The organism is Pseudomonas sp. MPB03 (genome assembly GCF_046605385.1).
In the GTDB taxonomy this organism is placed as follows: Bacteria; Pseudomonadota; Gammaproteobacteria; order Pseudomonadales; family Pseudomonadaceae; genus Aquipseudomonas; species Aquipseudomonas zanjanensis.
Genome location: NZ_CP176770.1, coordinates 3,423,818 through 3,437,000, shown reverse-complemented (window position 1 = coordinate 3,437,000; position 13,183 = coordinate 3,423,818). Strand labels below are relative to the sequence as shown.

The 13,183-nt window shown below is 64.0% G+C and carries 11 protein-coding genes; 5 read left to right on the top strand and 6 right to left on the bottom strand.

Features of this window, described 5'->3' with window-relative positions; genetic code table 11:
• Positions 1 to 8: 8 nt before the first annotated feature.
• On the bottom strand, positions 9 to 530 hold the full coding sequence (locus ACLH0I_RS15225; protein ID WP_186706812.1) for an SgcJ/EcaC family oxidoreductase: 522 nt from the start codon (positions 528 to 530) through the stop codon (positions 9 to 11).
• 171 nt (positions 531 to 701) lie between these two features.
• Here ACLH0I_RS15225 and ACLH0I_RS15220 point away from each other — a divergent pair, with 171 nt between their 5' ends.
• The 5 genes from ACLH0I_RS15220 to ACLH0I_RS15200 are packed head-to-tail and all read left to right on the top strand — an operon-like array spanning position 702 to position 6,253.
• Entirely contained in the window at positions 702 to 1,886 is a 1,185-nt protein-coding gene (locus ACLH0I_RS15220; protein WP_411387511.1) for a sensor histidine kinase, read from the top strand.
• A complete protein-coding gene (locus ACLH0I_RS15215; RefSeq protein ID WP_411384622.1) occupies positions 1,883 to 2,551 on the top strand; it encodes a response regulator in 669 nt (222 codons plus the stop codon). Before ACLH0I_RS15220 ends, ACLH0I_RS15215 begins: the two co-directional genes overlap by 4 nt.
• Positions 2,548 to 4,860 (top strand): ATP-binding protein, encoded by a 2,313-nt coding sequence (locus ACLH0I_RS15210; RefSeq protein WP_411384621.1) that lies wholly within the window; start codon positions 2,548 to 2,550, stop codon positions 4,858 to 4,860. The genes ACLH0I_RS15215 and ACLH0I_RS15210 overlap by 4 nt, the downstream gene beginning before the upstream one ends.
• A complete protein-coding gene (locus tag ACLH0I_RS15205) occupies positions 4,857 to 5,324 on the top strand; it encodes a response regulator (RefSeq protein ID WP_053187808.1) in 468 nt (155 codons plus the stop codon). The genes ACLH0I_RS15210 and ACLH0I_RS15205 overlap by 4 nt, the downstream gene beginning before the upstream one ends.
• A gap of 32 nt (positions 5,325 to 5,356) precedes the next feature.
• Positions 5,357 to 6,253: a helix-turn-helix domain-containing protein gene (locus tag ACLH0I_RS15200; protein ID WP_411384620.1), complete on the top strand. Its 897-nt coding sequence runs from the start codon at positions 5,357 to 5,359 to the stop codon at positions 6,251 to 6,253.
• Positions 6,254 to 6,480: 227 nt separating this feature from the next.
• Here ACLH0I_RS15200 and ACLH0I_RS15195 read toward each other — a convergent pair whose 3' ends face one another.
• From ACLH0I_RS15195 to ACLH0I_RS15175, 5 genes are all read right to left on the bottom strand, one after another.
• Positions 6,481 to 7,299, bottom strand: coding sequence for an energy transducer TonB (locus ACLH0I_RS15195; protein ID WP_250964697.1), 819 nt, complete (start codon positions 7,297 to 7,299; stop codon positions 6,481 to 6,483).
• Positions 7,296 to 7,742 carry a protein TolR gene (gene tolR, locus ACLH0I_RS15190; RefSeq protein WP_186706804.1) on the bottom strand — a complete coding sequence of 149 codons (447 nt, stop codon included), beginning with the start codon at positions 7,740 to 7,742 and terminating at the stop codon, positions 7,296 to 7,298. The genes ACLH0I_RS15195 and tolR overlap by 4 nt, the downstream gene beginning before the upstream one ends.
• 13 nt (positions 7,743 to 7,755) lie before the next feature.
• Positions 7,756 to 8,463, bottom strand: coding sequence for a protein TolQ (tolQ, locus tag ACLH0I_RS15185; RefSeq protein ID WP_411384619.1), 708 nt, complete (start codon positions 8,461 to 8,463; stop codon positions 7,756 to 7,758).
• A gap of 64 nt (positions 8,464 to 8,527) precedes the next feature.
• Positions 8,528 to 10,411 (bottom strand): phytase, encoded by a 1,884-nt coding sequence (locus tag ACLH0I_RS15180; protein ID WP_411387510.1) that lies wholly within the window; start codon positions 10,409 to 10,411, stop codon positions 8,528 to 8,530.
• A gap of 203 nt (positions 10,412 to 10,614) precedes the next feature.
• On the bottom strand, positions 10,615 to 13,143 hold the full coding sequence (locus tag ACLH0I_RS15175) for a TonB-dependent receptor (RefSeq protein WP_411384618.1): 2,529 nt from the start codon (positions 13,141 to 13,143) through the stop codon (positions 10,615 to 10,617).
• Between the last annotated feature and the right edge of the window lie 40 nt (positions 13,144 to 13,183).

Here is a 13,183-nt window from a genome sequence, read left to right as displayed (position 1 = left end):
CAGTGCCATCAGTGACTGGCATGCAACGTCTTCGGCACTTCCGGCATGGCCGAAGAGTGGTGGTTGATGATCTTCCACTGGCCATCGAGGCGCTCGTAAAGGAAGGTGTAGCGCGCCTGGACTTCGCGCTTGGAACCATCGGCCTGGGTCAGGGTGAAGGTATAGACACCACTGTCCATCGCCGCGTCAGGCCCCAGGTGACGGATCTCGCGGTAGTTGATTTGCCCCACCGGCTTGCCCGCCAGGAAGTGCTCGAAGTAATCCTGGATCAGCGCCGGCGTATTGCGCACCTTGTTGGAAACGGTCGGTTGCAAAATCGCATCCGGGGCATAGAGACCGGTCACAGCGGTGGCGCTACCGGTTTGCAGCGCGGCGTTCCAGCGGTCGAACAGTGCGGCGATTTCCCGATCATTTACGTTCTTGGGCTGTTCGGCCACGGTGCGATACACGTAGGGTGTGGCCTCGACAGCCTGGACAAGCGGCGCGGTCAGCAGGAAAAAAGCAGCGATGGCACAGGTTTTCATTTTCATCAGAAGGCTCCTTTGGGTTTCAATGAGCCCACTTTGCCGGCCTTCCCCACCTTCGCCATCGGCCAATCGGTGCCAATCGCCTATGCCATTCGGCAGATAGGCCCATTGCCGGTGACACGTTTTAATGGCGCCACCGCGAACCGTCCGATCTTTTTCACGCTGGAGTTCCCCATGCAAAGCCCACCCCATGATCCCGGCAGTGCCCTGGCTATCCGCAGTCAGTATCGCCAGTCGCAAAGCCGCGCCGCGCGCCTGGGGCTGTTGCTGGGCACCGGCCATGAACTGATGCAGTTGCCGCTGCCGGCCATGCGCCAGCGGGCATTGCAACGGGCGTGCGCGTTCATGGCGATGGACCACGGCCTGCTGCTGGAGTGGGCACCGGACAACACGTTGCGCACCCTCGCCAGCCACGGCAGCGCGGAACGCGTCGACCTGCTCGCCAAGCTGGCCCAGCCGCAGACACCCGGCCCGCACTGGCTCGAATCCCCCGGTAGCACCCTGCCCCAGGTCCTGCGGATTCCATTGCGGACCTCCGATGGCGTGACGTTCGGGGCCTTGCTGCTGGGCAACAGCGTCGCCCTCGGCGCGCCAGACAACGAAGACATCGAGTCGCTGCAATTGCTGGCGACGCTGTTGGCAGCGCATCTGGAAAACAGTCGCCTGGTCGAAGCCCTGCAAGCCCGCGAGCGGACCATGTCCGAGTTGGTCCACCGCTTGTTCAGCGCCCAGGAAGACGAACGCAAGCGCGTGGCCTACGACCTGCACGACGGCCTGGCGCAAAACCTGGCCGGGTTGCACCAGCGTTTGCAGGGTTTTGCCGGTCGCTGTCCATCCCTGCCACCGGCGCTGGCGAGCGAACTGCAAGCCATCCTCGACCTGGCCCAGGGCTGTGTCGGCGAGGGGCGGCAGTTGATCGGGGGCCTGCGCCCTCACGTGCTGGATGATTTCGGCCTGTACAAAGCCGTCGACAAGGAAGCCGATCGCCTGCGCGACGCGGGCCTGAGCGTAAGCTGGGCCGAGCACAGCAGCGCGCGCCTGCCGGGGAACACCGAGATCGCCCTGTTTCGCATCGCCCAGGAGGGTATCAACAACATCCTCAAGCACGCCCAGGCCAGCCATGTGCACTTGGGGCTGGCGGTGAAAGAGGGCCACGCGTGCCTGCGAGTGGACGACGATGGGCGTGGCTTTGCCCTGGAACAACCCGTCGAGACCAACGGCAGCTGCCACCTGGGGTTGGCCGCCATGCAGGAGCGCGCCAACTTGCTGGGGGGCCATCTGGCCTGTTGCAGCCAACCCGGCGGTGGCACCCGCTTGCTCGCCAGCGTGCCGCTACCGTCCCCCGGAGTACAGCCATGAACCGCCCTTTGCGCCTGCTGCTGGCCGATGACCACGAAGTGACCCGCACCGGTTTTATCAGCATGCTCGCCGACAGCCCCGGATTCGAGGTCGTCGGCCAGGCCCGCGACGGTCAAGAGGCGCTCGACCTGTGCGAGCGGCTACAGCCGGATATCGCGATCCTGGATATCCGCATGCCCGTCCTCAACGGCCTCGGCGCGGCGCGGATCCTGCAGCAGCGCCAGCCCGGGATCAAAGTGGTGATCTTCACCATGGATGACAGCCCCGACCACCTCGAAGCCGCCATTGGTGCGGGTGCGGTCGGCTACTTGCTCAAGGACGCCAGTCGCGATGAAGTGCTCGACGCCCTCAAGCGGGTCGCCCAAGGCGACGAGGCGCTGAACAGCTCGGTCAGCGCGCGCCTGCTGCGCCGCATGGCCGAGCGCGGTGCCGGTAACGCCCCACAGGTCCAGGCCCTGACCGCCCGCGAGCGCCAGGTATTGGGGTTGGTGGCCAGCGGTTTCAGCAATCGTGAAATCGGTGAAAAACTGGGCATCGCACCCGGCACCGCCAAGGCCCATGTCGAGCGCGTCATCGGCAAGCTGGGCGCCGCCGACCGGACCCAGGCCGCCGTGCGCGGCGTGGCCCTCGGATTGGTGGCACAACCCGCCGGGCAATGGCCATGAGGTTTCTCGCCGCCCGCCGCTGGGCCGACCTGCCGTTGCGGGGCAAGGCCCTGGTGGTGATTTCCCTGCCCCTGGTGGTTTTGCTGCTGTCGTTGGTGCTGATCTATATCACCGAACGCCAGACCGCACGGGCCGAAGAAGACGTGCGCCGGGTGCTGCTGGTCCAGGGTGATATCCAGACGGTCCATACCCTGCTGGCCGAGGCCGCGGCCAGCGTACGCGGTTACCTGCTGACCCGGCGCGAAGACTTCCTGCCCAGCTACGAACAGGCCACGCCGTTGATCCAGGCTGCGTTGCAACGCCTGGACCAGAACATTCGCGATGCCAGGATGCGCGAGCATCTCAAGACCATCACCCCGCTGATCGCCGACAAGCTCGACGGTTTGCTCGCATTGCGCAACGGCAAGCGCGACGACCCCGAGGCCATCACCGCGATCCTGATCGAAAACAAACAGGTGTTGGACGTGCTGCGCGAGCAGATCAGCGCCATGCGCATACGCGAGGATGGCCTGCTGGCCGAACGCAGCGCCGCCGCCTCGGCCACGCGCATGCGGCTGTTGTTCGCCACGCTGCTGGCGGCGGTGTGCGGGCTGCTGGGGGCCATTGTCGCGGTGCTGTTCCTGTCCAAGGGCATCGTCGCCCGGGTCCAGCAGGTGCAAGGCAACGCCCAGCGCCTGGCCTTGGGCCAACCGTTGTTGCCACAACCGCCGGAGCAGGACGAAATCGGCCAGCTCGGCACGCGCCTGGTGGAGGCCGGGCAGTTGCTCGCCGAACGCGAGCGGGCCCTGCGCGATAACGAAGAGCGCTTGCGGCTGATCATCGACGGGGTGAAGGACTACGGGATCTTCGCCCTGGATGCCCAAGGCTACGTCACCACCTGGAACGCTGGCGCACAGCGGATCAAGGGCTACACCGAGCAGGAAATCCTCGGCCAGCACTTCTCCCTGTTCTACTTGCCCGAGGAATGCCCGGCGCACCCGGACTTGGCCCTGCGCGAAGCCACCCGCGACGGCCACTACATGGAAGAAGGCTGGCGTTGTCGCAAGGATGGCAGCCGCTTCTGGGCCAGCGTGGTCATCACCGCCCAGTACGACGGCACGGGCGCATTGCGCGGTTTTTCCAAGATCACCCGCGACATCACCGACCGACGCGCCGCCGAAATCGCCCTGCGCACCGCCCGCGAGGAAGCGGAAAGCGCCAGCCGGGCCAAGAGCGAGTTCCTGTCGCGCATGAGCCACGAACTGCGCACGCCCTTGAACGCCATCCTCGGTTTCGCGCAACTGCTGGACATGGATTCCACCGCCGGTCAACGTCCCCAGGTCAGCCACATCCTGCGGGCCGGCCAGCACTTGCTGGCGTTGATCAACGAGGTGCTGGACATCGCCCGGATCGAGGCCGGGCGCCTGCCCTTGAACATCGAACCGATCGCCCTGGCGACCGTGCTGCACGAAGCCTTGACGCTGGTTTCACCCATGGCCGCCGACGCCGGGATCCACTTGGTCGACCTGCCCGCACTGCCCGACGACAGCGGTGTGCTTGCCGACCGCCAGCGCCTGGTACAGGTGTTGCTCAATTTGTTGTCCAACGCCATCAAGTACAACCGGCCCGGCGGCGAGGTGCGCATCGAAGTGAGCGTCCAGCCCCATCAGGTGAGCATCGCCGTCCACGATACCGGCCATGGCATCGCCCCGGAACAACTGGGCCAACTGTTCAAGCCCTTCGAACGCCTGGGCGCCGATCCGCAGGTCGAAGGCACCGGCCTTGGCTTGTCCTTGAGCAAGAACCTGCTGGAGATGATGCAGGGCAACCTGCAAGTCCACAGTGAGCCCGGGCACGGCTGTTGTTTTACCCTGCAACTGCCCGCCACCCAGGTGATCGGCACGCACTTGCCACCCATCGCCGCCTTGGCCGTGACGCGTGCCCCCGTGGACTATCACGGCAAAATCCTCTGCATCGAAGACAACCTGTCGAGCCTCGCATTGATCGAGACCCTGATGCAGCGTCGGCCCGGCATCCAGTTACTGTCGAGCATGCAAGGCCAGATGGGCCTGGACCTGGCCCGCCAGCACAGCCCGCAACTGATCCTGCTGGATGTCACCCTGCCGGACCTTGAAGGCCTGGAAGTTCTGCGGCGCCTGCGCCAGTCCCCGGCCACTGCGGCCACGCCCGTGCTGATGATCACCGCCGATGCCAGCGACCTGACCCATCGTGCCCTGCGTGACGCCGGGGCTACGGCGATCCTGACCAAACCTATCCATATCCAGGCCTTTCTCGGCCACCTTGAGCACTATCTACCGGAGCCCGCATGAATCGCGACTTGCGTATTCTGATCGTCGACGATCAGCGCCCCAACCTGGACCTGATGGAGCAACTGCTGGCCCGCGAAGGGTTGCACAATGTGCTGAGCAGCACCGAACCGTTGCGCACGCTGGACCTGTTCAACAGCTTCGAGCCGGACCTGGTCATCCTCGACCTGCACATGCCGGCGTTCGACGGCTTTGCCGTGCTGGAGCAACTGAACCGGCGCATCCCGGCCAATGATTACCTGCCGATCCTGGTCCTCACCGCCGACGCGACCCGTGACACGCGCCTGCGGGCCCTGGCCCTCGGTGCCCGGGATTTCATCAGCAAACCCCTGGATGCGCTGGAAACCATGCTGCGCATCTGGAACCTGCTGGAAACCCGCGCGCTCTATAAAGCGTTGCGCGAGTTGATCCCGTCCCAGCAGATCGAACTGTTGCGCCAGCACCGTCCCGCCGCCGACCCGGCCTAGCCTGGCGGCCGTTTCAGCGAGGCCATCGAAGCATGGAAGTCACCGAACGAACATCGGCAAACGGCCTGCAAGCGCACATTCGCGGCGAACGCCTGGCTACTTCCGACGGCGTATCGAGCAAGGAGATCCTGGTGGAGATCTTTGTCCGTGAGCGCAGCGAAGCCCACATCGTCGTGCCGGCGGTGGCCGAGCCGTTGCTCGTCTGGGTGTTATCCGGGGAGGCCATTGTCGAGGAACGCGCCGGCCACGGCGAGTGGGAAGCGAATACGGTGCGCCGCGCGGATTTTTTCCTGACCGCGTCCCCTGATCCTTATGAGATGCGCTGGCAAGTGACCAGCCCTGAGCCGTTCGTGGTCATGCATGTGTACTTGGGCCTGGCGTTGCTGGAACGCGCCATTGCCGAAGCCGGCGGTAGCGGTGCGATTCAGCTGCGGGAGGTCTCTGGGGGGCAGGACCAAGTCCTTTCGGCCTTGCTCGAACAAATTCGGGCAGAGTTGACCCGACGCGGTGAACCCAGTGCCTTGCTGATCCAGGGCGTGGCGCAATGCGTGGCGGTGCACATGGCGCGGCACTATGTGGATGCCGAAGCCGAGGACATGTCCGACCGCAACGCCCTGCCCGCCTTCAAGCTCAAGCGCGTCATCGGCTTGATGGAGCAACGTCTGGCCGAACCTTTCTGCCTCGCTGACCTGGCCCAGGCCATTGACCTGAGCGAGTACCACTTCAGCCGCCAGTTCAAGCGCGCCACCGGCCGCTCACCCTCGCAATACTTCATTCAGCTGAGAATGGCCCGGGCCCGCCAATTGCTGATGGAAACCGAGCGCAGCGTCATCGATATCGGCCTGGAAGTCGGGTATGGCAGCGCCAGTCACTTCTCGCAGATCTTCCGCCGCGAAGTGGGCGTGGCGCCGAGTCATTACCGCAAGTAAGGACCACCACATCCCCTGTGGCGAGGGAGCTTGCTCCCGCTCGGTTGCGCAGCGACCGCAAGGTTTGGGACCGTTGCGCGCTCCGACTGCCTGCATACAGAACCCTGTGGGACAGAGCACTGTGGGAGCGAGCTTGCTCGCGATAGCGGTGGGTCAGCCACCGTTGATGTTGACTGGGCTGGACCTATCGCGAGCAAGCTCGCTCCCACAGGTCCTTTCAGCAAGTATCATTTGATCCGGTAGTGAAACGTATTGCGCACCGCAGGCACCGTCACCGCCTTGCCATCGATGATCCGTGGCTGATAACGAAACGCCTGGGCAGCGGCCAGGGACGGGCGGATGAACAATGGATGGCAACCGTCGATGACCTTGGGGCTGTCGATCCGACCGTCCGGCATCACGCTGTATTCCACCGTGCAATCGCCCTCCAGGCCCTTGTCCAGCGCGCGTTGCGGATAGTCCGGGGCTTGCTTGCTCAGCGGTTGGTAGCTGCGGCTGTCGGCGGCGGCCTGGCGTGCCTGCTCAGCGTGGCGTTGTTGGGCAAGCTCCTGCGCTTGCCGGGCCTGGTGCTGCTGTTCGGCAGCCTGCCGCTCGGCGTCTTGCCTGCGTCGTTCGCTTTCCTGGCGTTCGCGCTGCTGCTGTTGGGCCTGTTGCTCGCGCCTTTGCTCCTCGACCCGTTTGCGGGCCAGTGTCGCCTGTTCCAGCTTCTGCGCCTGGACTCGCGGATCCACCGCTGGCTTGGTGGGGACAGGGCGCGGCGCGTCCATGGGTGGCGGGACAGATTCGACCGCGGCGGGTGCAACAGGGGTCACAGCCGCCGGTACAGGCGCTTCGGGTACCGCTGCCGCCGGCAGCATCACCAGTTGCGTGCGCAGCACCTGCGGCGTTTCGGCGGCGGGTTTCTCCACGCGCCATCCCAACACCAACGCCCCGACTATCGCGGCGTGCAAAGCCACGGCGAGCCCTGCCGCCAGGCTGTTTTTCCAGAAGCTACGCCCCAGTGCAGGCACGCTCAAGGAAGAACTGTGCATGATCATCGCCGTCATTGCGGTGCCTCGGTCACCAGTCCCAGGTTGCTCACGCCGCCCTGCTGCAACGCGGCCATGGCCGCGACGACCCGGCCGTAATCGGCATGCTCGTCGGCTCGGATGTACACCTGGGTATCGCTGCGCTCGGCCACGACCTGCGCCACCTTGGCGCGCATCTGCTCCAGGTCCACGGCGCTGTCGGTCTGGTGGTGGGTGTCCAGTTCACCGCCCAGGTTCCAGTAGTAACCGCCCTCGGCCTTGACCGACAGGGTGAGGATTTGCTGGCGACTGTCGGTGGCCAATGCTTCGCTGGCGACCTTGGGCAGTTCGATCTTCACGCCCTGGGTCAACATCGGCGCGGTGACCATGAAAATCACCAGCAGCACCAACATCACGTCGATGTACGGCACCACGTTCATTTCGGCCTTGGGGCCGTGCTTTCGTTGTGGCTTGACGAGCATTTGCCCTCTCCTTTCAAGCGGCCGCGGCCATGTTCGCCGGGGCACCGTGCAGCTTGCGGTGCAGACGCGCCTGCAGCTCGTTGCCAAACGCGTAGTAACGGGTCAGCAGCGTCTGGCCACGGGCCGCGAAACGGTTATAGGCAATCACCGCCGGGATCGCAGCGAACAAGCCGATGGCCGTGGCGATCAACGCCTCGGCAATGCCCGGCGCCACGGTGGAGAGACTGGCCTGCTGCACTTGGGACAGGCCAATAAACGCATTCATGATCCCCCATACCGTGCCAAACAAACCGATGTAAGGACTGACCGAGCCGACAGTGGCAAGAAACTGCAAACCCTTCTCCAAGTGGACTTCCTGTTCGCTGATCGCCACCTGCAGCGAGCGCTCGACGCCTTCCAGCACCACCTCGGGCGTACTGGAAGGCTGGTTGAGCTGAGTGAAAGCCAGCAAACCCGCCTGGAAAATCGGCGTGACGCCACCGTCTTCTTCGCGCACTTGTGCGTGTTCCCGATACAAGGGCAACAGGTCCTGTGCGCCGCGAAAACGCTGCATGAAACCGTTGAGCTGCCGCTCGTAGCGCTGCAGCACGGCGCTGCGCTGGATAATCAGGTACCAGCTCAATAACGAGGCCAGCAGCAACGTGAGCATGACCGCCTTGACCAGCAGACTCGCATCGCTGATCAGGCCCCAGATCGTCATGTGTTCCAAAGTGGCTTGCATGGTTGAAACTCCTGTCTGGCGGTTATTCGATGAAATGTTCGTGACCGGCTGATGACAACGTCGCTCAAGGCAGGCCCAGCGCTTTCGCGACGTCGGCCCAGGGCACGAACTTGAAGTTCTGGGTCTGCTCGGGCATGCGCTTGCGGCCATCCTGGACCACCAGCATCCCCTGGCTCCACGGCCCGCCGAGGTTCACCGAGGTCACTTCCAGGCCATCGGTTTCCGAGGCGCCATCAATCCCTGCGGCCGCGTTCAGGCCGACTCGGAAGGCGCCGCGCACGGCGAAGGGCGGCTCGGCATCGAGCACCAGGTAGCTGTCGTTGCCCTGGCTGGAGATCACCAGGTAGTCGCGGCCCCCGGCCTGATACAAGGCCATGCCTTCGACGTCGGCGTGCAACGGCGGGCCGACCTTGATCACACTGTTCAAGGTGGCCGGCTGTTCGGCCCGGGCATCCACTGTCCAGACGCCCACGTCCTCCTCACCCAGAAACAAGCGCTGGCGCTGCTCATCGGCCACGCACCCTTCGGGCTGGCTGGCGACGTTGAACTGGCGCACCAACTGGCCGCGCACTACGCCGTCCGGCGCGCTGAGGCGGTACTGCTCGAAGCGCCCGTCCTTGCCGTTGGCGAAGGCATACAGTTCACCTTCGGCCGGTTGGAACAGGCAGATGCCGTAGATTTCCTTCAAGGACGTCGCAATCTCCCCCGCTTCGCGCAACTCGCCGCTGGCACGGTCGATGCTGAACAGGCTCAAGCTGTTGCGATCACGGTTGCTGGCCACCGCCAGGTCGACGGTTTGCGTGCCCAGCTTGAAGCCAGGCCGCACATCGACGTTGTTCAGGCGCCCGACCGGCAGCGCCTGCAGCAACTTGCCTTGCAGGTCGTAGGCCAGCAGGCCTTGCTTTTTGTTGGTGCCCAACACCCGACTCAACCCGGGCGCGGTCGGATGTACCCAGATCGCCGGGTCATCCGCGGCATCCCCCTGACGGGCCACCGGTTCACTCTGGGCGATGGCGGCGACACTCGGCAGGACCGGCGCCAGCGGCGCGGGGCTGGGTTGCCAGTCGAGTTCACCCTGGTACAGGTGTCCGTTATCATCGTCGCGCAGCAGCACTTCGATACCGGTTATCGTCCGGCGTGCCGCAAGGCTTTCCGGCTCCTTCAGGCCCGGCAGCGATAGCTTGGCGCGTGGTGTCCAGGTTTCGCCGTCCGGCTGATACAGGTGCAATTGCGCGGCCTTCGGGTCGAGGCCCAGCACGCCGCCGGACACTGTTGCCAGGGCGCCGGCCGTGTGCTGGATGTCGCCGAATGGTTCGTGCATCGCCACGGGCACCCGCACAGTCTCGGCCTCGGAGGATGCGGGGTAGGCCCACCAGCCGACCCGCTCTTCGTTGACGAACAATTGCTGGCTGTCGTCCTGCACCTGGCAGGTCTTCGCATCCGGCGGCAACGGCACGCCACGCACCCGTTGGGCCGTCGCGCCCAGTTGCTCGCCAGCGCCCACCAGCCATTGCTCACCCTTGCCCTCCTCACCCACCAGGAACACAAACAGGTTGCTCGCTTCGTCGCGGTACAGGCATAGACCGTTTACCGGGAAGTCCCGCGTGGGCAGGTACAACGGCGTACCCCACTGGCGGTTGTGTGGATCGAGGCTGACGACCAACGCTTGCTGGCGCGTGCTGTCGAGGCTGGCGACCAGCACGTTCGCGCCAAGCGCACGGCTGTCGAGGCCGTCGAAGGCGCCCTTCAGGCGCGTCAATTCGCGACCTTGGTCATCGAGCAAGAACAAGCCTTCGCGGGCACTGGCCAGCCGCTCGGTCGTTGCAGCGCCTGGCAAGAATCCCAGGGCATTGAGCGACAGTTGCTGGGCTTGAAGCCAAGGTTGCAGCTTCAGCTTGGGTGCAGGGGAAGCCGCCTGGGCGGTGACCGATGCCAGGCTGACAAGCATCGCCAGCAGGTAGCGTGTGGGTAAAGACAACATCGTGTTCAACGGGAAAATCCTTTCGTTGGGCCGAACTCAGAAATCGCAGGTTCGCTATTTTCCGTGGCGAGGGAGCTTGCTCCCGCTTGGGTGCGTAGCGCCCACAAGAAAGGTCTGCTGCGCAGCCCCGCGGGAGCAAGCTCCCTCACCACAGGGATTGGCATCGGTGGTCAGAAATGGGTAAACGTCAGCCCTAGCTTGTACGTCGGGCCGTACTCTTCGTACTGGCCGTTATAGGAACGATGGCCGGTGTAGACGAAATACGACTCGTCGGTGAGGTTCTGGGCCTCGAGGCTGACTTGCAGGTTCTTGGTCAGGGAATAACGCGCACTGAAATCGACGAAGGTCTGGGCGTCGACGTGCAGGTCATGGTCGCGGTCGCTGATGGATGCCAGCTCGAACAGGTACGCTGACTTGTAGTTGGCCGACAGCCGCAGGCTCAACTTGTCGTTTTCCCAACCCAACATCAGGTTGCCGACCGTGTCCGACTGATTCGGCAAGTCGATGCTGCGCTTGCGCTGTGTACCACTGGCCTGGTCGAAACCCTCGATCTCGGCATCCGAACGGCTGAAGGTGGTGTTGGCGCCGAGCAGCAGGCCGTTCCAGGGTGCTGGCAGCCAATCGAATTTTTGCGAATAGGCCAATTCCAAGCCATACAGCTTGGCGCTGTCCCCGTTGGCGTAACTGTGGGCTTCGGAGAAATCAGTCCAGGCGCCAGTGCCGGCCAGGTCGGTGTTGTAGACGAAGTTCTTGATGTCCTTGTAGAACACAAAGGCCGAGACCGTGCCCGCGTGCCCCATGAAGTGCTCGATGCCCAGGTCCAGATTGCTCGATTCCAGCGGCTTGAGGTCCGGGTTGCCGAAAGTGGCCTCGTCATCGTCGATGACAAACCCCGGCGCCAGTTGCCCGAAGGTCGGACGCACCACGGATTTGGTCCACGCAGCACGCACCTGGGTGTTCTTGTCCAGTTGGTAGCGTGCATGCAGTCCCGGCAGCCAGTGGTGGTACTTGCGTCGGGTCTCGGTATCGGTAAATACCCCATCGGTGGCGCCGGTGCCCTTGGCTTCGAACTCGGTGCCTTCGTAGCGCATGCCGGCGATGAAACGCCAGTCATCGATGTCGACGGTGTTCATCAGGTAGCCGGCGTTGATGTCCTCGCTCATCTTGAAGTCGTTGACACGCGACTCTTGCTCATCAAAAAAATCATCGCGATTGAGGCCGCCCAACAACTGCTTGATGGCATCGGCGCTGATGCCCGGGCCGAAGCCGCCGAGGCGGTAATCCACGTTGCCTTTCTGGAACTGCCCAAGGTTCAGCTGCTCGTCGGTGAAACCCAGGTCGTCGAAGTCCTCGTAGACCCACGCGTTCAGGTCGTTGTCCTTGTCCCGCCGGCTGACTTTGCCGCCGAACTTGACCTGGGAGGCATACCCCCCGAGGTCATAGTCCCGGGCCAGGTCCAGGCGCAGGTTTTTCTCGGTGTCGGTGGTTTTTTGCTCTTCCCAGTCCACCTTATCGAGGCTGAAATTGGCCGGATCGTAGAAGCCCGAACCGATGATCGGCCGTGGCTTGTCGTTGTCATGGAAACCGCCGTTGAAACCATCGATACCTTCGAAGGTGGCGCCGGCGATGTGGCCAGGGCTGTCTTCGCTGGATTGGCTGTAGCCACCCTGGCCGCTCAGGGTCCACAGACCGAACATCCGCTCGCCGCCGAGCACGTAGGATTGGATTTCCTGGGTTTCTTCCCGTTGCTTGAGCCTGCGCTGGCCCTCGGCGTCGCCCAGTTCACCGGCGGCCTGCGGGTCTTCGAAAGCGATGCTGGTGGCGTTGCGGGTTTCGCTGTCCTTGTAGCGACTGTAGAGCGTGCGCAGGTAATAGCTGCTGACGTCATCGGGCTTGTAATCGAAGTTCAAGCCGCCGCCGGTCCGCTCGCGACGGATGTCGTAGTCGCGCTGTTCGAACTCTTCGAGGCGTGAGCCTTGTTCGAAGTCCCAGGCGCCGCCGGTTTCGACGTTGTCCGAGCCGAAGTCACGTTTCTGCCAACTCAGTGCCGCGGCCACGCCGAAGTTGTCGATGCCATCGCCAAGACTGAAACGGTCGCTGATGGCGCCGGAAAATTTCGGACTGGTCTGGCCGGTGTTCTTGTCGTAGCTGGCTTCGCCGCTGCCGGTATAGAACAGGCCCTTGTGATCGAAGGCCGAGAGGCTCTTGACGTCCACCGTTCCGCCCAGGGAGTTGGCGTCCATGTCCGGCGTCAGGGTCTTGATCACTGACAACGACTGCACCAGTTCCGAGGGCAACACGTCCAGGGCAACGGCGCGACGCTCGCTTTCCGGCGCCGGTACCAGGGTGCCGTTGATGGTCACGCTGTTGAGGTCCGGCCCCAGGCCGCGCACGCTGACAAACCGGCCTTCACCCTGGTCGCGCTCGACGCTGACACCCGGCAGGCGCTGCACCGCTTCGGCGACGTTTTCATCGGGCAATTGCGCCACGCCGTCGGCGTGTACCACGCTCTTGATGCTGTCGGCGCTGCGCTGCTCCTTGAGGGCCTGGTCGATACTGGCCGCCTGGCCGACCACTTCAACGTGTTCCGTGGCACCGGCCGCCTGCTCCGCGGCGCTCAGTCGCTCACTGGCAATCGCCATGGCCAACGCGGTGACGGTGAAACCGACGAGCCCGGCAGTGCTTGTGCGGTGATACATGGTGATCCTCCCCAGGAATCCGGAAATCCGCCAGGCAATG

What these genes read in the sequence shown, in the direction of transcription:
- ACLH0I_RS15210 (WP_411384621.1), top strand. Translation starts at nt 2,548, where the DNA reads ATGAGGTTTCTCGCCGCCCGCCGCTGGGCCGACCTGCCGTTGCGGGGC.
- ACLH0I_RS15175 (WP_411384618.1), bottom strand. Translation starts at nt 13,143, where the DNA reads ATGTATCACCGCACAAGCACTGCCGGGCTCGTCGGTTTCACCGTCACC.
- ACLH0I_RS15200 (WP_411384620.1), top strand. Translation starts at nt 5,357, where the DNA reads ATGGAAGTCACCGAACGAACATCGGCAAACGGCCTGCAAGCGCACATT.
- tolR (WP_186706804.1), bottom strand. Translation starts at nt 7,742, where the DNA reads ATGCTCGTCAAGCCACAACGAAAGCACGGCCCCAAGGCCGAAATGAAC.
- ACLH0I_RS15215 (WP_411384622.1), top strand. Translation starts at nt 1,883, where the DNA reads ATGAACCGCCCTTTGCGCCTGCTGCTGGCCGATGACCACGAAGTGACC.
- tolQ (WP_411384619.1), bottom strand. Translation starts at nt 8,463, where the DNA reads ATGCAAGCCACTTTGGAACACATGACGATCTGGGGCCTGATCAGCGAT.
- ACLH0I_RS15205 (WP_053187808.1), top strand. Translation starts at nt 4,857, where the DNA reads ATGAATCGCGACTTGCGTATTCTGATCGTCGACGATCAGCGCCCCAAC.
- ACLH0I_RS15220 (WP_411387511.1), top strand. Translation starts at nt 702, where the DNA reads ATGCAAAGCCCACCCCATGATCCCGGCAGTGCCCTGGCTATCCGCAGT.
- ACLH0I_RS15180 (WP_411387510.1), bottom strand. Translation starts at nt 10,411, where the DNA reads ATGCTTGTCAGCCTGGCATCGGTCACCGCCCAGGCGGCTTCCCCTGCA.
- ACLH0I_RS15225 (WP_186706812.1), bottom strand. Translation starts at nt 530, where the DNA reads ATGAAAATGAAAACCTGTGCCATCGCTGCTTTTTTCCTGCTGACCGCG.
- ACLH0I_RS15195 (WP_250964697.1), bottom strand. Translation starts at nt 7,299, where the DNA reads ATGACGGCGATGATCATGCACAGTTCTTCCTTGAGCGTGCCTGCACTG.